16 protein-coding genes are annotated in these 18,399 nt (G+C 30.1%); 11 read left to right on the plus strand and 5 right to left on the minus strand.

Annotated elements, in window-relative coordinates:
* Nucleotides 1–39 precede the first annotated feature (39 nt).
* On the plus strand, nucleotides 40–1,356 hold the full coding sequence (locus DWW96_RS04495; RefSeq protein ID WP_117909370.1) for a GTP-binding protein: 1,317 nt from the start codon (nucleotides 40–42) through the stop codon (nucleotides 1,354–1,356).
* 147 nt (nucleotides 1,357–1,503) lie between these two features.
* Here DWW96_RS04495 and lexA read toward each other — a convergent pair whose 3' ends face one another.
* Nucleotides 1,504–2,121: a transcriptional repressor LexA gene (gene lexA / locus DWW96_RS04500; RefSeq protein ID WP_022089591.1), complete on the minus strand. Its 618-nt coding sequence runs from the start codon at nucleotides 2,119–2,121 to the stop codon at nucleotides 1,504–1,506.
* Between the two features lie 266 nt (nucleotides 2,122–2,387).
* Between lexA and DWW96_RS04505 the strand changes: the two genes are divergently transcribed.
* Entirely contained in the window at nucleotides 2,388–2,711 is a 324-nt protein-coding gene (locus tag DWW96_RS04505) for a LysM domain-containing protein (protein ID WP_117909372.1), read from the plus strand.
* Between the two features lie 120 nt (nucleotides 2,712–2,831).
* Here the strand turns inward: DWW96_RS04505 and DWW96_RS04510 are convergent, their stop codons facing one another.
* The 3 genes from DWW96_RS04510 to DWW96_RS04520 all read right to left on the minus strand — a co-directional run bounded on the left by DWW96_RS04510 (nucleotide 2,832) and on the right by DWW96_RS04520 (nucleotide 5,585).
* The gene (locus tag DWW96_RS04510; RefSeq protein ID WP_117909374.1) at nucleotides 2,832–3,887 is read right to left on the minus strand and encodes a tyrosine-type recombinase/integrase; all 1,056 of its coding nucleotides are present in this window, start codon (nucleotides 3,885–3,887) and stop codon (nucleotides 2,832–2,834) included.
* Nucleotides 3,888–3,976: 89 nt separating this feature from the next.
* Nucleotides 3,977–4,690 carry an ATP-binding protein gene (locus tag DWW96_RS04515; protein WP_117909376.1) on the minus strand — a complete coding sequence of 238 codons (714 nt, stop codon included), beginning with the start codon at nucleotides 4,688–4,690 and terminating at the stop codon, nucleotides 3,977–3,979.
* 316 nt (nucleotides 4,691–5,006) lie between these two features.
* The gene (locus DWW96_RS04520; RefSeq protein WP_147339807.1) at nucleotides 5,007–5,585 is read right to left on the minus strand and encodes a hypothetical protein; all 579 of its coding nucleotides are present in this window, start codon (nucleotides 5,583–5,585) and stop codon (nucleotides 5,007–5,009) included.
* Nucleotides 5,586–6,025: 440 nt separating this feature from the next.
* Between DWW96_RS04520 and DWW96_RS04525 the strand changes: the two genes are divergently transcribed.
* The 9 genes from DWW96_RS04525 to DWW96_RS04565 all read left to right on the plus strand — a co-directional run bounded on the left by DWW96_RS04525 (nucleotide 6,026) and on the right by DWW96_RS04565 (nucleotide 17,080).
* Nucleotides 6,026–7,306, plus strand: a complete 1,281-nt coding sequence (locus DWW96_RS04525) for a site-specific integrase (RefSeq protein WP_117909380.1) — start codon at nucleotides 6,026–6,028, stop codon at nucleotides 7,304–7,306.
* Complete coding sequence (locus DWW96_RS04530; RefSeq protein ID WP_117909382.1) at nucleotides 7,306–9,210, plus strand: hypothetical protein; 1,905 nt, start codon at nucleotides 7,306–7,308, stop codon at nucleotides 9,208–9,210. The genes DWW96_RS04525 and DWW96_RS04530 overlap by 1 nt, the downstream gene beginning before the upstream one ends.
* Nucleotides 9,203–10,882: a hypothetical protein gene (locus DWW96_RS04535; RefSeq protein ID WP_117909384.1), complete on the plus strand. Its 1,680-nt coding sequence runs from the start codon at nucleotides 9,203–9,205 to the stop codon at nucleotides 10,880–10,882. The genes DWW96_RS04530 and DWW96_RS04535 overlap by 8 nt, the downstream gene beginning before the upstream one ends.
* Nucleotides 10,883–10,887: 5 nt before the next feature.
* Nucleotides 10,888–11,661 (plus strand): hypothetical protein, encoded by a 774-nt coding sequence (locus DWW96_RS04540; RefSeq protein WP_117909386.1) that lies wholly within the window; start codon nucleotides 10,888–10,890, stop codon nucleotides 11,659–11,661.
* Nucleotides 11,661–11,957 carry a hypothetical protein gene (locus DWW96_RS04545; protein WP_117909388.1) on the plus strand — a complete coding sequence of 99 codons (297 nt, stop codon included), beginning with the start codon at nucleotides 11,661–11,663 and terminating at the stop codon, nucleotides 11,955–11,957. Before DWW96_RS04540 ends, DWW96_RS04545 begins: the two co-directional genes overlap by 1 nt.
* Nucleotides 11,958–12,010: 53 nt before the next feature.
* Entirely contained in the window at nucleotides 12,011–12,904 is an 894-nt protein-coding gene (locus DWW96_RS04550) for a zinc-ribbon domain-containing protein (protein ID WP_243003018.1), read from the plus strand.
* A 571-nt stretch (nucleotides 12,905–13,475) separates the two neighbouring features.
* Nucleotides 13,476–15,500: a leucine-rich repeat domain-containing protein gene (locus DWW96_RS04555; RefSeq protein ID WP_117909392.1), complete on the plus strand. Its 2,025-nt coding sequence runs from the start codon at nucleotides 13,476–13,478 to the stop codon at nucleotides 15,498–15,500.
* Between the two features lie 597 nt (nucleotides 15,501–16,097).
* Complete coding sequence (locus tag DWW96_RS04560; RefSeq protein ID WP_117909394.1) at nucleotides 16,098–16,676, plus strand: recombinase family protein; 579 nt, start codon at nucleotides 16,098–16,100, stop codon at nucleotides 16,674–16,676.
* Nucleotides 16,677–16,777: 101 nt separating this feature from the next.
* Entirely contained in the window at nucleotides 16,778–17,080 is a 303-nt protein-coding gene (locus tag DWW96_RS04565) for a hypothetical protein (protein WP_117909396.1), read from the plus strand.
* 382 nt (nucleotides 17,081–17,462) lie between these two features.
* On the opposite strand, the gene DWW96_RS04570 is transcribed toward DWW96_RS04565, so the two are convergent.
* Nucleotides 17,463–18,371 carry an RluA family pseudouridine synthase gene (locus tag DWW96_RS04570; RefSeq protein ID WP_022089595.1) on the minus strand — a complete coding sequence of 303 codons (909 nt, stop codon included), beginning with the start codon at nucleotides 18,369–18,371 and terminating at the stop codon, nucleotides 17,463–17,465.
* Nucleotides 18,372–18,399: the final 28 nt, after the last annotated feature.

Below are 18,399 nucleotides of genomic sequence, written 5' to 3' on the forward strand. Positions count from 1 at the left end.
GAGCAATAACATAATTTTTATGAAAAGAGGTAGATTTAAATGGCAAAGAAGATTGTACCTGTTACATTACTTACAGGTTATTTAGGTGCAGGAAAGACAACATTACTTAATGAAGTCCTTTCTAATCAGGAAGGATATAAAGTAGCGGTTATTGTTAACGATATTGGTGAGGTTAACATTGATGCAAGCTTAATAGCTAAAGGCGGACAGGTTACACAGAAAGATGACAATCTTGTTCCACTTCAGAATGGATGTATCTGTTGTACATTAAAGGTTGATTTAATTAATCAGATTATTGATTTAGTTTCATCAGGTAAATTTGATTATTTATTAATTGAAGCAAGTGGTATTTGTGAGCCATTGCCAATTGCTCAGTCTATTACTATGTTAGACGGTTCTTATGATAAGAGAGCAAAACTTTGCCGTCTTGATAATATTGTAACTGTTGTCGATGTAGCAAGATTAGCAGACGAATTTGGATGTGGTGAAAATCTTGTTAAAGATGATATTGATGATGAAGATATCGAAAATTTACTTATTCAGCAAATTGAATTTTGTAATACTATTATTTTCAACAAAGTTGATACTATTTCAGAAGAACAGTTAAACAAGGTTAAAACTATTGTTAAAACTCTTCAGCCAAATGCTAAGACAATTGATACTAACTACGGAAAAGTTCCTGTAAGTGAAATTTTAAATACTGAAAGATTTGATTTCGATGAAGCAAGTATGTCAGCAGGTTGGATTCAGGCTCTTGAAAATTATGACGCAGATGAAGACGAACATCATGACCACGACGAACACGAGCATGAGGAACACGAGCATGAGGAACACGAGCATGAGGAACACGGTCATCATCATGACGAACATGAAAATGATGACCACGATCATGAGGGACACGATCATCATCATGATGAACATGAAAATGATGACCACGGACATCATGGACATCATCACCATCACCACCATCATCATGGAGAGGGTGAGGCAGAAGAATACGGTATCGGAAGTTTTGTATATTATAGAAGAAAACCTTTTGCTAAAGAAAAATTTGAAGACTGGATTAATGATATGCCTAAAGGTATTATCAGAAGCAAAGGTATTATCTGGGCAGCTGAGAACAATAATGACGCTTATATGTTTGAACAGGCAGGTAAACAGATTAATATTACAAATGCCGGCAGATGGTATGCTACAGCACCAAGAAGAGTACGTGCTCAGGCAATGAAAGATGATCCTACATTAGTTAAGGATTGGGACGAAGAAGTAGGCGATCGTATGATTAAATTAGTATTTATCGGTCAGAATCTTGATAAAGAAGCTATAATTAAATCATTAGATGATTGCCTTGCATAAAAACACACTAACGAGAAAGTATTGTAATAACATTACAAAAAGATATCAGTAAAAATGAACAAATTTATCTTATTCGATATGAAAATGTTTATTTCAACTGATATCTTTTTTATATTAGTTTAAATAACATGTTTATATTATGTTAGCTTAAACAACATGAGGTCTATATAATGAATGAACTCTACCTAAAATCTCACAATCAGGGACAATTATTGGATCCATATTGTCATTTTCAGGTTGAAGGCGGATATGGCCATCTTCTTTATAAAATCTTTTAACTGTAGCAGAATCATCTATTAAAGCAACTACAATATCTCCATTACTTACAGCAGAAGTTCTTTCTACAATAATATAATCATTCTCGTAAAAACCTACGTTAATCATGCTTTCACCGTGAATCTTCAAAATGAACGTTTCGTTATTAGGTAAAAATTCAGTTGGCAATGCAAAATAATCTTCGATGTTTTCAACTGCAAGTAATGGCTCACCTGCAGCAACTCTTCCAACAACCGGAATATTAGACATTTCTCTTCGTGCAAGTCCAAATTCATCATCAATTATCTCGATAGCACGAGGCTTAGTAGGGTCTCTTCTTATGTAGCCGTTTTCTTCTAAAGTAGCTAAATGTGAATGAACAGAAGAAGTAGAACGCAAACCAACTTTCTCACAGATTTCCCTAACTGTAGGTGGATATCCTTTTCTTAATATTTCTTCTTTTATGTAATCGAGAATCTGTTGCTGTTTAGCTGTAATCTTACCAGGCATATGTAATTCCTCCAAATAATATATAAAATTTTAAAATATATTCAAAATCAAAAAAAAAATTTTAAAATATACTTAACTGTACCATCTAATGTACACCTCATATGCTAATTTTATCATATAAGAAAAAATTACGCAACAAAAAACCGAACAAATATTCGAAAGTAGTATTGACAAACAAACGTTCGGGTGTTAATATAATTATACAAAGCAAACAAGTGTTCGCGTAATAGCAATAATATAAATATATTATATGGAGGATTTTAAACATGAAGTTATTTAGAAACAGTTTTTTATCATCAGTTATTTTTACAATGTTACTTGCAACTGCAGTTGTATGTACTGTTAAGCTTACAGATGTTGGAGCACAGAAGAAGGCTGACTCTAACAGATATAAATATTACACAAGTGTAGAGGTTAAACCCGGAGATACATTAACAAGTATCGCTAAGAAATACATAACACCGGAATATGCATCAGTATCAGAGTATGTAGATGAAATCTGTAAATATAATCACATTGGAAGTGGTGATAAGATTCACGCTGGGAAATATATATCAGTTATGTATTATTCAGATGAAATAAAGAAATAATATAATAATAGTTAATGCAAATTGACTATAGGCAATGTAATAAAATTACAAGACGCTGTATGAACTAAATTTAAGTCATACAGCGTTTTAATTTATTTATTAATGATTTTTATCTAGTGCTTAATCATTGCGTAATTTCACGGCATTTCTAGCCTTTCTGCGGCGTTCATCATCAATTGCAGCATAATGTTTTTTAGTTGTGTTTACATCTTTATGTCCCAAAACGTCTGCAACAAGGTATATGTCTCCGGTTTCCTGATATAAAGTTGTGCCATAAGTACTTCTTAATTTGTGTGGTGTTATTTTCTTCAAATTAGTAACAAGACCTGCATATTTTTTTACAAGTTTTTCTACAGAACGAACACCCATACGTTTTCTTTGAATTGAAAGAAAGAATGCATCTTCATGTCCTTCAACAGGAACAATTCTTTTTCGCTCTTCCATATAATTCTTTAACGCTTCCTCAACTTCATCACCGAAGTAAATGATTGTTTCATATCCACCTTTTCGTTGAATTTTTATACCTGTGTTTTTAAAATCAATATCATTTATATCAATACCAACGCATTCAGATACACGAATACCTGTTCCAAGAAGAAGTGTTAGTATTGCAATATCTCTAACTTTAGTTTTAGTATGAAAGTTTTGCTGGGATTTAGTTAACTTTGTTCCATTTTCTACTTCATCTAATAATTCAGCGACTTCATCAACATCAAGTCTGATTATTTCTTTGTCATGAAGTTTAGGCATCGAAACAATACTAGCAGGATTGTTTTTAATAAGTTCTTTTCTATAAAAGTAATTATATAAAGTTCTAACACTTGCAAGTTTTCTCATTATTCCTCGCTCGCTATTTGTATGTTCTTTGCCATCATCCGAAATATAATATTTTAGATATTCTAAATATTCTTCAATATCAGTAGCTGTCAATTTATCTAAAATATCTAAATCAAGTTCTGAAATATTTATATTTGAATATTTAGGATTTTCTGTTTTAATGTAATTAAAGAATATACCTAAATCATAAGCATATGCTATTCTTGTACGTGAAGAAGTAGTAGGTTCAATTCCTCTAAAAAAAGTAGAACAGAATTTAGGTAATTTCTTTTGCAACTCTCTTAATTTTAATTCGTTATCAATATTAATCTGTTCATGATATGTATGATTCTGTGCCATAATTTTATACCAAATTTAAAATAACCTTTCTTGTTTTTTTAATACAAATTTATGAAATACAATATTATTTTTAAAATATAAAAATAATATTATTTATCCATATTGTAGCATCCATTCATAATAGCAGTGAAGAAACGTTCTTTACAACCGGGATTTTCTTTTACCAACTGTCTAACCAGTTTTTTAACATATTCTCGTTTAGTATGTCCATCAACCGGGCATCTGTTTTTTGCAACAGGTAGTTCATATCTTTTAGCAAAACCAATAACATCCATTTCTGGTACATACATTAATGGTCTTATAACTGTTAATCTTTTTTTGTCTAAATATGTAACAGGAGAGAAGCAGTGGAATCTTCCTTCATAAATAAGCGAAAGAAACATTGTTTCAATGATATCGTCCTTATGGTGTGCATAAGCTATTTTGTTACAACCTAATTCCTCGGCTTTATTATTTAATGCACCTTTTCGCATTTTCGCACATAAAGAACATGGATTGGATTCTTTTCGCTGTTCAAACACTACATCAGAAATCTGTGTTTCTATTACATGATATTCTACATCAAATTTTTTGCAGTAATCTTTAATCTTATCTAAATCCTGAATACCAAATCCTAAATCAACTGTTATTGCAACTAATTGGAATTTATTTGGATAAAATATTTTTAGTCCGCTCAATGCATATAGTAAAGTTAAACTATCTTTACCACCTGATATACCAATTGCTATTTTATCACCATCTTCAATCATTCCAAAATCATCAACAGCCTTTCTTACGTAACTATATAATTTTTGTGATTTCATAATTTTACCTACCTTGAAAACTATTATTTATTTATAATTAAATATCATTGTAGTGGAAGTAAAAACTAAATAAATCGGTACTAAATTATTTTTCCTATAAATTGCCCTGTACAAGGGCTTCAATAAGGTTTTAGTACCAATGACGAAAAAAGTACTAAATACTAAAAAATTTTTAAAAATTTAGTACCCATATCTTCAAATTATTAAAAAATAATTTAGTACTTTGGAATATACATAATTCATTATTTAACGAATAGTATACCTTTATTTTAATATTCAGTCAATTGAGTAACGAATGTGATGCATTATTATTCAGTTACAAATAAATTCCCCAACTGTTTATTTTTTCTAAAACTTCAACTCTAAAAGAAGCTCTTATTATTTGAACTAATTCAGTCTGATTTATGCTTTTTTTATTTAAAAAAGTTTCAACATCTGGAATAAACGGTTCAATTCTTGTTTTAATAAAATTACAAAGAAGTACATATACTTCTATATTCATATCCTGACTATAAGATGCTAGTATTTTTAAAAAATTGTCATAAAAACCAACAATAAAATTCCATTCTGAATTTAGAAGCATCCTAAAACATGAATATGGTTCATAAGGCAGTAATTTACTTAAATAAGGATAATTTTTCAATTCATCAAAATATATTCTAAGAGGTGCCTTTAATTCTTTACTTATTAAATTTTCTTTACACTTCTCATTTAAAGATATGTGTAGTTGATTGCCATTTTCAAAGGTTCCCAAGATATTTTTTAGTTGTTCAAGTTCGGCCTGAGAAGGTGGTTTTATTGTACCTGAATCAATACATTTTTGATTTCCCCATTTTATGGCTTTTGAATATGAAATATGTAACTTATTTTGAATATGTTTATATACTGCTTTCATATTCCCTAATTCTTCATTCCCGGAAATTCGTTGCTTTATGGCGAATTCTCTTACAGCCTCACGATATTTCAGAGAATCAAATTCAGTATTGTGTTTCATTTCATTTGTCCTTACTATATTTTTATTTAATTTAACACAATATTAAATCAAAATGTAAAAAAACATAAAAATTCAGAAAAATTCATATTTAGTGCCTAATTATGGCAATTTTACTTTTTATATGGTAAGTTATTTGATAAAAATAGGCAAAAAAATAAACCTGGTGCAATCCGACCAAAGATATTCACCAAGTTTATGATTTATTCTCATATGCAAATTTTATCATACAGTTTTAAGAAATTCAACTGTTTTATTTAGTATACCCTTTTTATATCATATGCTAAGGGTAATAACTTTTTTCGTTTCATATGACAATAGTTTTGCCGGAGTAGGAGGGTCATATGATTGATCAGAAAAATTCATATCATTTTGCTATATACAACCATAAGTTGGTTATTGGCAAAAATCGCTTAATCACCCGTAATTTTATTGTAATCAAGGATAAGAGTGGAGATATTGTCTGTTTTACCAGGCTACACAACTATGTGCATTCAAAGAGAACAAACTCTGCAAAATCTATTGCAGACAACGGAAATAACAGAACTGTTTTTGTTGTGCAGTTTTTAAATTATATCTTTTTTGAACGTTATTACGACTATGGTATTACAAAGCTTATAGATATAACGTTGGAAATGATCCAAGATTTCTTTTATACGTATGGTTCTGAAAATGATAGTGGAGTAGGGAGAAGTAGAAGTACTGTAAATAAATGCGCTGATTCTGTAATTGATTTTCTTCTTGAATTTATTACCAAAAACAAAGAGCATTGTGTATTAGAGAAAGAAAATCTAGTTAAGGATGGTTATTATTACACAAAAAGAGGTATTAAGAAATATCAGACAATACCAAAAGTGGAACTTATATACTCTGAAACACCAAAAGTTATTTTAAGGGATATGCCAGATTCTGTATTTAAGATGATTCTATCTTATGCGGCATCTTACTACAAGGATATACTTATGCTCATTGCCTCTAGTGCCTTTGCAGGAATAAGACCTTCCGAAGCATGTAATGTCAGACAGGAAATAAGTCCTTTAGGACCTGGAATATATATTTCAACATCAAATGGCAATGCAAGAGAAATAAAAATAGACCTAAAAAAAGAATACGTCCTTAGAAGTGATCTGATAAATGTTGGAGGAATAAAAAAAGAAAGAGAACAGAAAGTATATCCGAGATTTATCAATGCTTTTATGCAATGTTATAGAATATATAAGGAATATATGACCAATTTAAAGTTTGAAAAAGAATATATGCCTTTAAATGTCAACAGAAATGGAAAAGCCATGACATATGCTACATATCTGCAAAAGTTTCGAAATATGATTAAAGAATTAATTCCAATCATGCTTAATTCTGATAATGAAGAAGTGCAAGAATATGCTCACATTTTATTGGAACATAACATATCACCTCATATATTCAGACATTGGTTTTCTGTCAGATTGACGTTATATGGTGAATCTGTTGCAACACTAATGTATTGGAGAGGGGATAAGAGTCCTGAAAGTGCAATTACATATCTGCAGAATAAAAGCGAATTATCTAAAAGATTTCAAAAGATAAATGATGAGGCATTTGCCCTTATGTTTGATTACATGGATAAGGGTGGTGAATGCTAATGGATAAATATATTGATTTAAATAATATCTGGGAAAAGGTATATACAAATGTTAATTCTACTGGCATATCTGTGGATGATTTTATTACATACATTGAAGACAATAACTGGTTTGATATTGAACCAGTTATAAAACATCAGGATGAACATGACATTGTACTTATACCCTCTGAAAAAGTTGAAGAAATCATAAAAAACTCCACTATATTTCTTAAAAGAAAATTTGGGGACAAAAAAGAGCAGGTAGAAGAACTTTTGGATATGTTGAATGGAAAACTGCCGAAAACAGCAGGCTATTTTAAAAAATATTCAAGAGAAAACCACTTAAAATATCAACAAAGAATTCATATACTTGATTTTATAATAACTTATATAAATGACGAAATATACACAATCAATTCTCAAAACATGGAACATATTTTAATGATATTTACAAATGAAAAATCCAAAGCAACAGGTTGTATCTTTGCTGATTTTCTTAACTGGCTGACAGAACAAAGGATTACAAAATATAAGAAAATATGCATAATGCGTGGTAGTCGTGACGGTTTAAGTCATAGAAAATACGCATATGGTTTTGATATGTATATGCGTTTGTTTTATCTGCTTTTTTCCGAAAATTCATTAGAAGAAAACAGGCTATATGAAATGATTGCTGATAATGAAAAATCTGCCGTAGCATTATTGTTTTTATCATTACATATGATATGTGCCTTGCGTGATGAAGATATCAAGTGCCTTCCCCATCCAAAACTTATGGATAAGCCGGATAAGGTACTTGATTCAATCAGGAACAATAACATATCTGATGAAGATGCACTTATTTCTGTTGAAAAAATATTAAGAGAAATAGATATGCTACAGCCAAAGCCAAATAAAACATCCAGATATAACAATATACCTTACATAAAACTTTTCATTCCGGAAAGTATAAAGGTACATTTTGGGAAGTTATTTTCGGCGGCAGAAGCTCATTTCATGAAAAGCGAACAAAAAAGAGCTTATTATATATATCCGGTGAAAAGCTATGAAGAATTTGACGAATATCTTTGGGAAGATATTGCCGAAATATTTTGGGAAGAAGATTATAGTACAAGAAGAATGAATAAAACATATATGCAGTTCATTCAGAATTATGTTGATTATGATTTAAATAATAGTGCCACAATTGGTGAACATCCGATAGGATATATGTTTGCATCATTTGCTCGTTCCCACAAGGTATCATATGCCGAATTTTCTAAAATGACTGCAGTTTATCTGCAGGACCAGTCCGTTTCAGGACATTCCATGGAATATATCGCAAGACAGCTTGAAGAACGTGGAGTATGTTCTTTTGTTGTATCGGAAATGTTGGAAATGACATATGGGGCTGAATACAAGAAACTTACAATGAGTGAACAGACGAAGATAATTGAAGAATTAGGGCTTAATTCATATGAAATAGAAAATACGATAATTACATATGAAAACAGTCTAAATAATGCAGTTAAAGTAGCGGAAGAGATAATGACAATACCGGAAGAAAAACGAAAAATCCTTGTAAATATCGCCTTAAGCAATATAGCTTTAGGTACTGCAGTTTCCAAAAATAAAGATGTTATGTGTGTTATGACAGCAATGGGAAAAGACTGTCCTTATAAAGACAGGGGAAATTGTATCGGATGCGAATATGAAATCTTAACCAAAAGTACAATGTATACATTATCTGCTGAATTTAACAGAAATCGAAAACTATTAGGAAAAACAGAAAATCCTATGCTAAAGCAAAAATATAAAACAATTCTGATAAAGTCCATACTTCCAGCAATGAATGAAATATTTACATGGATCAAAGAAAAAAAGGGGACAGATAAAGTGCTTGAATTAGAAAAAGTAGTAAGAGAGGTGACAAAAAATGGCTGAAAAATTACAGGCAATTGTAAAAAGCAGTTGGAATATGTTTGAGGTCTTAAGTGATAAATCCTATATGGATTCAGATACTATTAAAGAGATGAAAATAAAATTTGATGAATATAGAAAAAACAACATATTTCTTAATCATTCGTTTGAGGATGAAAGGTGGATTATAAATGATGAATATCAAAAAAGAGGAATTTATTTTAATGTAAGCAAAGATTCATACCGTCTAAATTATCAAAAGGCAACCGGCTTAGTATTTGATGAATTTATTCGATATTTAAAATCTTATCTTGTTATGTCTATAGGTGATTTAGTGGTAACGACACTTATAAATATAGCAAATGACATTAAAAACATAATAAATATTCCAATTAATATGCTTAATGAAAAGAAAATATATCTTGCAATACCAGTGCAGCTTAATAATTTTTTTGAACTATTACCTTTTGCAGATGAAAATGCCAAAGAACAGATATCCGTATATCTTTGTGAATGTTGTGACGAAAAAATTTTAAATCAAACAACAGACAAAAGAGAGTTATGCGATTTTTACAGTTATTTCCGTTTTGATCATGTGCTTGATTTGTACTGGAATAGTAATTTATCAGAAAAAGAATGGCTGTTTTATTTTCCGATTTATCTTTGGTGGAAACTTACAGCTATTATACCTACAAGACCACGAGAATATCTTTTACTTCCGAGAGATTGCATATATAGAGAAAACAATAATTATTACATAAAAATGCGAAAAAATAACCTAAAAGGTGGAAACGGAAAAGTAAAATACAATATCAATGAAGATTACAGTATACGAAACTTTCCGATTACCAAAATTCTATATGAAGAAATCTTAAAGTACATTGAATTAACAGATTCTTTTGAAGATAATGAGATTCATACATTGTTTCGGACAGAGCCGCATTATTCATTTTTTGAGAAAAAAAAGTTGAAAATGAGCAGGTATTACACATATGTAAATCTCAACTGTGCATTAAGGCTATTTTATTACAATGTAGTAATGAAAAAATACGGTATTAACATTTTAAGAAACAAAGAAAAAAGTTTATTTGGAGATAAAAAAAGTATTCAATATATAAACCTGGGAGACACAAGGCATATTGCAATGATTAATGCCGTGGCAGAAGGAGTATCCTTTGAAATAATCGCAGAAATGGCAGGACATGATTCCATATCCATGAGTGCACATTATTTTTCTAATATGAGTACATATATAGAATGCAGAACTTATGCTCATTACATTAATTCATTATCGGATGAAGGAAGATACGTTTTAGGTTCTAATTTTTATCCATCGGCAGAAATTGACGGATATGTTCCTGTTGAAAACGGAGGGAGATGCTATTCAAATTTTTTTGCAAAAGGAAATATGTCGGACTGCATAAAAGCGTGTGGTGATAATGGAGAAATCGGATACTGTAAGGGATGTAGATATTATCGAAATTCGGATTTTGAGTATTTTCTTGATAATAATGATTTATACAGGAACAAGATAGATGAGGACATGAACTATCTGAAAAACCTTATTTCATTGGTACGTAGAGGTAAAGGGAACAACGAAGATATAAAATGTGCAATGTTGAAATTCAAGAACGATAGAACAAATTTTGAGTGCTATTTGTTACAAAAATACAAACAACAAAGAGAAAGAGAGTAGTAGATATGGGACGTCCCAAAAAAATAAGTAATGAGATAATTGTAAATAGTTCAAAAGAATATTTCTCTGTTATCTGTCACGGAGATATTAAGAAAATGACATATAAAAATCTAGCAGAGTACATAAGCAGTAAGATTAACATAAACGTAGCTGATTATGATTTGAAGAAATGTCATGAATTAAAAGAATATATTACAGACATAAGAAATAAAAATGAGAGAACTGTTCTGAATTCAGTAATTTACTTTAAAAGACTTGACATCAATAATTTCTTACGTATGAACGATACAGAATCAAAGTTACGAAATGCTCTGATACAGCTGGATAACAGTTATGAAGAAGTATGCATGTCAGCAACAAAAATATATGAAGAAAACAGGCGAATTCGAGAAAGAAACAACAAGCTGCTCGTTGCAAATAGAAAGTTAAAATCAGAAATTTCTGAGCAACACAGTACTAAAAACACTAGCATTAAAACAGAAAGTACATTGAAGAAAGAAATTAAAGCATTAAAAAATCGAATACGAGTCTTGTTGGATATTATTAATACAAATGTGTATCCGGAGATTGCCAATGAATTGCTGGCAGAAAAAGGATTAATTAAGATGAACAATAGCATTATAAGTAACAGTGGAAAAACAAATATTATGAACGATAATGAATCAATAATATCGTTTATTAATAAAAGAGAAGAAGTTTTGAATAAAACAGATAAGGATACATCAGATATCAATAGGTTAATGCATGATTTAATAAACAATATCGAGGAGAAAGAGTAATGCACGAACAACGATTACTTAAAAATACAAATCCTAAAGCATATGAAGAATTAATAGAGTTCTATCCCGAATACGGCATAAATATGTATAAAAAAGAAACAATACCAGCTGATAGTAATATGTATTTTGGAGAATGGAAGCGTCCATCAGGAAAGCATACTTATATAACAACTATAGCATATAGAGAAGATGAAAATAACGATCCAGGTTGTCCAATATGCAAAAATAATAATAAAAATATAAATCCAAGACTTATTTTGTCTCTTCTGATGAAATATCTTATAATCCTGATTTAGATTATAAATTTGAATGGAATTGTAATGTGTGTGGAATGAAGTATCAAACAGATATGAGGAAAAAGGTTCGATTAAAGGAAAAAGCATGTCCTTATTGTCAGGGAAAGATAGAAAATTATAAACGACCAATTTTAGCATTATATCCTAATTTGTCTGATTTCTGGATTGATGAGTTGAATAATTATGCACTTAATTTAATATGTGAAGATGACAATAAGAAACGCTATTTAAAATGTAGTAAATGTGGTGTTGTCAAATTTGATATTATCAATGATTTTATCAATGGCGAATGTATATTTTGCAACATTGGCATAACGAAAGAAGAAAGTAGAAGGATATATAGGGAAACTGGTGTTAATTCAGAAAAAGAGTATCTTAATCCAGCACAAGTAACCCCACAATGGTGGATATGTGAAGAGTGCAATAACCAATATTTTTTATCTCCTAAAGAAAGGTTCTTTAAAGTTTCAGGATGCCCTTATTGTACAGGAAAATATGCTATTCCTGGTAAAACATCGTTTAAAGCATTGTATCCGGAAATAGAAAGGCAATTAATATTAGAAGAAAGTGACACTATTGATACGGATAAGATTTTACCAACATATAAGTCGGAAAGAAAATATAAGTGGAAATGTCAAAAATGTAACTGTATTTGGAAAGCTACAATAGCAGAAAGGGTAGAAGGAAAAGAATGTATATATTGTAATAAATCATTATATCAACTTTATAAAAATTTAATTGATAATGAATGGATATGGAAAAACAATATACTTTTAGCAAATCCGCGATACTTATTTCCTATGTCTACCAAAAAGGTTTGGTGGAAATGTTCTATTTGTAACCGAACATACAAATATTCCATATACGAACGAATTAAAGATTATAAAAGGAATAGAAATTCATGTATTTATTGCCGTGGTAAAATAAGAATTATAAGAAGAAATTAATTATATAAATTTTTTGTGGTTTTAGTGAATCTGTGGATTTAGATTAATAAAAAGTACTAAAAAAACCCATTTTCAAAAATTATGTTTTTCTGAAAATGGGGAAAAGTACTAAATAAACGGGAAAAAATTTTTTGGTTATAACAGTGTCAAATGATTACTACATATTTTGACTAAAAAATTCATTTAATAAAAATTTAAAAAAATATATATTAATAGGAAGAAACTAATAATCGTGTATAATTAAACATAAAAAAGACATCCGGAAAAACTGTATCAAAATAAACCGAATGCCTTTAAAAGTGTGTATGACCATTAGGTCATATGAGCAACAAATTCATTATAAATTTAAGATAAATATGTGTCAATATCTGCATAATTTCAATTCCCAATAATTTAGGGTACAACACTGTACCCTAAAGTCAACTTAAGGGTACATTAGTGTACCCTAAATTGAAAATTCTATATTTATTAATTACTAAATTTATCTTAAGGTCAATAAAGTGTAAAAGACAATAACCGTTTCTTTATGGTATAATAAAACAATGAAATAAAATCAGATGGGAGGTCAAAGATGAAAGGACAGACAAGAAAATTTGCAGCTGTAATTTTATCCTTAGCAATGGCTTTAACACTAATGCCATTAACAGATGTAAATGCAGCTCCAAAAACAAAACTTAACAAAAAATTTGCAACAATCTATGTTGGGGGCACAATTAAGTTAAAAGTAACAAATAACAAGGTAAAAGTTAAATGGATTACTTCTAACAAGAAAGTGGCCGTGGTAAAAAAAGGCAAGGTAACGGGTAAAAAGGCAGGCAAGGCAGTAATTACAGCAAAGGTTAGAAAGAAAGCCTATAAGTGCAAAATTACTGTTAAGGCAAAGACTTCTAACAATATGCCAAGTGAAGCCGAAGTGACAACGAAGAAACAGGATTCTAATGTAAAACCAAAAGAAACAACAACAGTAAAACAAGCAGAGCAGATAACAACAAAGCACGTGGAAGAAACTACAAAAATACAAACGGAACAGCCAACAACAAAACCTGCAGAAGAAACTACAAAAATACAAACGGAACAGCCAACAACAAAACCTGCAGAAGAAACTACAGCAAACAATAAGAAGGATGAAGTAGTAGGCAGTTGGACTATAAGTAATACATCCGGCGGATGCATAATAAAGAAATATTATGGTTCAGAAGCTGAAGTAATCATTCCCGATAATATAAATGGAAAGACAGTTGTTGAAATTGGCGATAATGCATTTAGAAACAATAATGAAATAAGAAGAGTCGTCATACCGAACAGTGTAGCGAGCATAGGTGTCAGCGCTTTTTATGATTGCAATTTCCTAAACAGTGTATCATTACCTGAAAATTTGGTAAGTATAAAGGAACGCGCGTTTGCATCATGTAATAGTTTAGAAGATATAACAATACCTGACAGTGTAACAGTCATAGGAAACGAAGCATTTGAGTATTGCACCAGCCTAAAAACCATGTTACTACCGGATAGCGTAACAGAAATATGTAATGGTGCATTTTCAGAATGTAGTGATTTAGCAAGCATTACAATACCTGAAAGTGTAGTAACTATAGGAGATGAAGCATTTGAAAGTTGTAGTAGCCTAACAAACATAACGCTTCCTAGCAGTATAACCAAAATAAATGCAAATACGTTTAGTTATTCCGGTTTGGAAAGCATAAAAATACCAGACAGTGTAACAGAAATATGTAACGGTGCATTTTTAGGATGTGATGATTTACTAAGCATAACAATACCTGACAGTGTTACAAACATAGGAGAAGAAGCATTTAGAGGTTGTTCTCATTTAAAAAGAATCGCATTACCAAATAACTTAGCCAAAATTGACAACGGAACCTTTTACCACTGCAACAATTTAACAACAATAGTTATACCAAACACTGTAACAAGCATAGGAAATGAAGCATTTTACTACTGCTATTACTTAGAAACCATAAATATCCCAAACAGTGTAATTAGTATAGGAGATGAAGCATTCAATTCTTGCAGTGGATTAAAAAACATAGAAATACCTGGCAGTGTGACAAGTATAGGTAAAAATGCATTTGAATCATGTAATCTAAAAAAAATAACAATACCAGACAGTGTAACAAGTCTTGGAGATGAACCATTTAAAAATTGCTATTATCTGGAAACAATAGAACTTTCAGACAATCTGACAACCATTGATAACTTGAATTTAAAAGCTATCAGTTATTTAAAGAGCATAAAGTTACCGAGCAAAATAACAAGTATAGGAGATAATGCCTTTAACGGATGCAGTATATTGGAAAGCATAACAATTCCTGATGGTGTAATTACCATAGGAGAAAATGCATTTAGTGATTGTAAAAAACTTACAGACATAATAATACCAAACAATGTAACAAGTATTGGAAGTTTCGCATTCTTTGGATGCAGTAATTTGGAAAACATAACAATACCAGAGAGCGTGACAAAAATAGGAAGTATGCCGTTTAATAATTGCGAAAAGTTACAGGCAATTAAGGGAACAAAGGGTTCATACATAGAAAACTGGGCAAACAGTAATGGATATACGTTTATAGAACAGTAGATTATTACAATCATAAATTAAATAATATAAGCGGATAATAAGCATACATATATAAGTAATGGCAGATACACATAAGTACCTGCCATTGTTTTTTTATAATATGTGAAAGGAGATAATAATAAAAGCACCTGCCTTAAATACGGGGGGGTATGAAAAAGGAGCAGGTGCCTTCATTAAGCAATTTTACATTAACTGTAAAAAAAACAGTTATATTTTAAGATAAGTGTCAAAATAAGTCAATTATTGGATGATGCTCCTTATGGGTATATACATAAGGGAATACATACACATATATACATAAAGTCAATAATGATAATGCAAATATATACACGTGCACATACAGCAACATGTATGCAGAAAACCTATATAGATGCGTGGCAATAAGATAAGCTCACTTATTTATACGTATGCATATTGATAAATACAAAAAACAGTTACCGGAAATACAAAACCGGCAACTGCCAAAAATACGCAAACTATACAAAGAGTTTGCTAAGTATATAACTTAAAAGTATTGACACCAAAATTAGAAGGAAGTAAAATAGGGGAATAGAGTGGTGTCATTACTCGGTGTCAAAAAGAAAGGGGAAATAAGCCATGATTTACGGGTATGCAAGAGTTAGTACAAAGGGACAAGCTAAAGATGGAAACAGTTTGGAAGCACAAGAAAGAGCATTGAAAGAAGCAGGAGCTAATGAGATTTATATTGACGCTTTTACCGGGACAAAAACTGACAGACCAGAATTTGATAAACTAATGGAAAGAATAGAAGAAGGCGATACACTCATAGTCACAAAATTAGATAGATTTGCCAGGAGCATGATGCAGGGAAGTGTATTGGTTTCAGATTTAATAGAAAAAGGAATCAAGGTTTACATTCTTAATATTGGTGTCATGGATAATACACCATCATCCAAATTAATCAGAAATGTATTTTTTGCATTTGCTGAATTTGAAAGAGATATGATAGTAGAAAGAACAATGGAAGGTAAAGCTATTGCAAAACAAAATCCTGATTTCAAAGAAGGTAGACCTAAAAAATTTAGTAGAAAACAGATAGACCACGCATTAGAATTATTAAACAATAATTCATATACACAAGTTGCCGAATTAACAGGAATAAGTAAAAGCACGCTTATTAGAGCAAAGAAAAAAATAAATAACGCTAAGATATAATTGCTTTTAATACAGGAAAAAATTAACATATATCATAGCAAATATAAAATAAAAATGATAAAATAATAGAATAAAAATAATAGAAAAAGGATGAAATGTGAATGACAAAAAAAGAATACTTTGAATTATTAAAATCAAATGGATTAATGAACAAGACAGAACTCGAGTTAACTGAAGAAAACAAAAATAAAGAAAATACATTCATTGAAAAAGTACCAAAAGCAACAGGCAATTATGAAGAAAAATTATATAAATATGAATATTTGTTTACAGACGATGATATGGATAAAATCATAAAACTAAAGCAATTATCATGCTTAGACACTATTGCTGGCATAATGATAGGATATGTTGTACTAACGATTATTGGCGTTATAATTTTAATAATAAATGTATTAGCATAATACAAAATTGAATGTAAAATAATTATTGTATCTTGTCGCAATAAAGTAGATTTTATCTAAGAAATGTACTTTATTTATTTTTTACTTTTATTTAATCTGTGAATTCAGATAAATAAAAGTACTAAAAAACTCATTTTCAAAAATTATGTTTTTCTGAAAATGGGGAAAAGTACTAAATAAACGGGAAAAAATTTTTTGGTTATGAAGTATTGCGTCCACATAATTAGTGTAACACAACTGTTCGCAAAAGACAACTTTAACGAAATGTTTTGTATGTAATTCATTCATATATTGTATAAGCGTTTATAATTTAATGCATACATACTTGATATTATGCCTTTTTAAACTATATTTTTTATAAAATTGCATTAAAATAAGTTCTTTAGTCTAATATTTCAAGCAAATGTTTAAAATATTCAGGTAATGGTGCTTCAAACTCTACATATTCTTTAGTTGTAGGATGAATAAAGCCAATAGTTTTTGCATGAAGAGTTTGTCCCTGTAATTTAAACGGACATTTATTGTTATTGTAGAGTTCATCGCCCAAAATAGGATGATTAATACTCGACATGTGAACTCTTATTTGATGTGTACGCCCTGTCTCGAGCTGACATTCAATGTATGTGTATTTTTTGAAACGCTTTAAAACTTTATAGTGAGTCACTGCATTTTTACCATTTTTATAATTAATGGACATTTTTTTGCGATTAACTTCATGACGTCCAATTGGTGCATCAATAGTGCCTTCATCATCAGATATAACACCATTTACAATTGCTACATATTTTCGCGTTATCGAATGAACTTTTAATTGCTCAGCTACAAAATTATGGCTGTAATCATTCTTACATACAATTAAAGCACCTGTTGTATCTTTATCAATTCTATGCACAATTCCAGGTCTTAAAACACCATTTATTTCAGAAAGATTATCACGACAATGATACATTAATGCATTAACCAATGTTCCTGTATAATGACCTGGAGCCGGATGCACAACCATATCTTTAGGTTTATTTACTATTAAAATATCATCATCTTCATATATTATATCTAAAGGAATATCTTCAGCTACAATATTTGCTTCTAACGGTTCAGGAATATCTACATTAATTATATCGTCCGTTTTAACTTTGTAATTAGCTTTGCACACGCATTTATTTACTAAAATATGCTGGCTTTTTAGCAGTTTTTGAATATAAGATCTAGATATGTCAGGCAAAATTTCGCCTAAATACTTATCAACTCGAACCCCTTCGAAATCATCGTCAACATAATATATATTACTCATTTTATTCTCGCTTAAATTATATTTGTAA

Origin of the sequence: Eubacterium sp. AF17-7, assembly GCF_003461285.1 — a bacterium.
Taxonomy (GTDB): Bacteria; Bacillota; Clostridia; order Lachnospirales; family Lachnospiraceae; genus Eubacterium_U; species Eubacterium_U album.

Bases quoted from the DNA above. Each gene is read 5' to 3' on its own strand.
- DWW96_RS04510 (WP_117909374.1), bottom strand. From the start codon at position 3,887: ATGGCACAGAATCATACATATCATGAACAGATTAATATTGATAACGAA.
- DWW96_RS04530 (WP_117909382.1), top strand. From the start codon at position 7,306: ATGGATAAATATATTGATTTAAATAATATCTGGGAAAAGGTATATACA.
- DWW96_RS04520 (WP_147339807.1), bottom strand. From the start codon at position 5,585: ATGAAAGCAGTATATAAACATATTCAAAATAAGTTACATATTTCATAT.
- DWW96_RS04495 (WP_117909370.1), top strand. From the start codon at position 40: ATGGCAAAGAAGATTGTACCTGTTACATTACTTACAGGTTATTTAGGT.
- DWW96_RS04535 (WP_117909384.1), top strand. From the start codon at position 9,203: ATGGCTGAAAAATTACAGGCAATTGTAAAAAGCAGTTGGAATATGTTT.
- DWW96_RS04570 (WP_022089595.1), bottom strand. From the start codon at position 18,371: ATGAGTAATATATATTATGTTGACGATGATTTCGAAGGGGTTCGAGTT.
- DWW96_RS04545 (WP_117909388.1), top strand. From the start codon at position 11,661: ATGCACGAACAACGATTACTTAAAAATACAAATCCTAAAGCATATGAA.
- DWW96_RS04505 (WP_117909372.1), top strand. From the start codon at position 2,388: ATGAAGTTATTTAGAAACAGTTTTTTATCATCAGTTATTTTTACAATG.
- DWW96_RS04560 (WP_117909394.1), top strand. From the start codon at position 16,098: ATGATTTACGGGTATGCAAGAGTTAGTACAAAGGGACAAGCTAAAGAT.
- DWW96_RS04525 (WP_117909380.1), top strand. From the start codon at position 6,026: ATGATTGATCAGAAAAATTCATATCATTTTGCTATATACAACCATAAG.
- DWW96_RS04550 (WP_243003018.1), top strand. From the start codon at position 12,011: ATGAGGAAAAAGGTTCGATTAAAGGAAAAAGCATGTCCTTATTGTCAG.
- DWW96_RS04565 (WP_117909396.1), top strand. From the start codon at position 16,778: ATGACAAAAAAAGAATACTTTGAATTATTAAAATCAAATGGATTAATG.
- lexA (WP_022089591.1), bottom strand. From the start codon at position 2,121: ATGCCTGGTAAGATTACAGCTAAACAGCAACAGATTCTCGATTACATA.
- DWW96_RS04515 (WP_117909376.1), bottom strand. From the start codon at position 4,690: ATGAAATCACAAAAATTATATAGTTACGTAAGAAAGGCTGTTGATGAT.
- DWW96_RS04540 (WP_117909386.1), top strand. From the start codon at position 10,888: ATGGGACGTCCCAAAAAAATAAGTAATGAGATAATTGTAAATAGTTCA.
- DWW96_RS04555 (WP_117909392.1), top strand. From the start codon at position 13,476: ATGAAAGGACAGACAAGAAAATTTGCAGCTGTAATTTTATCCTTAGCA.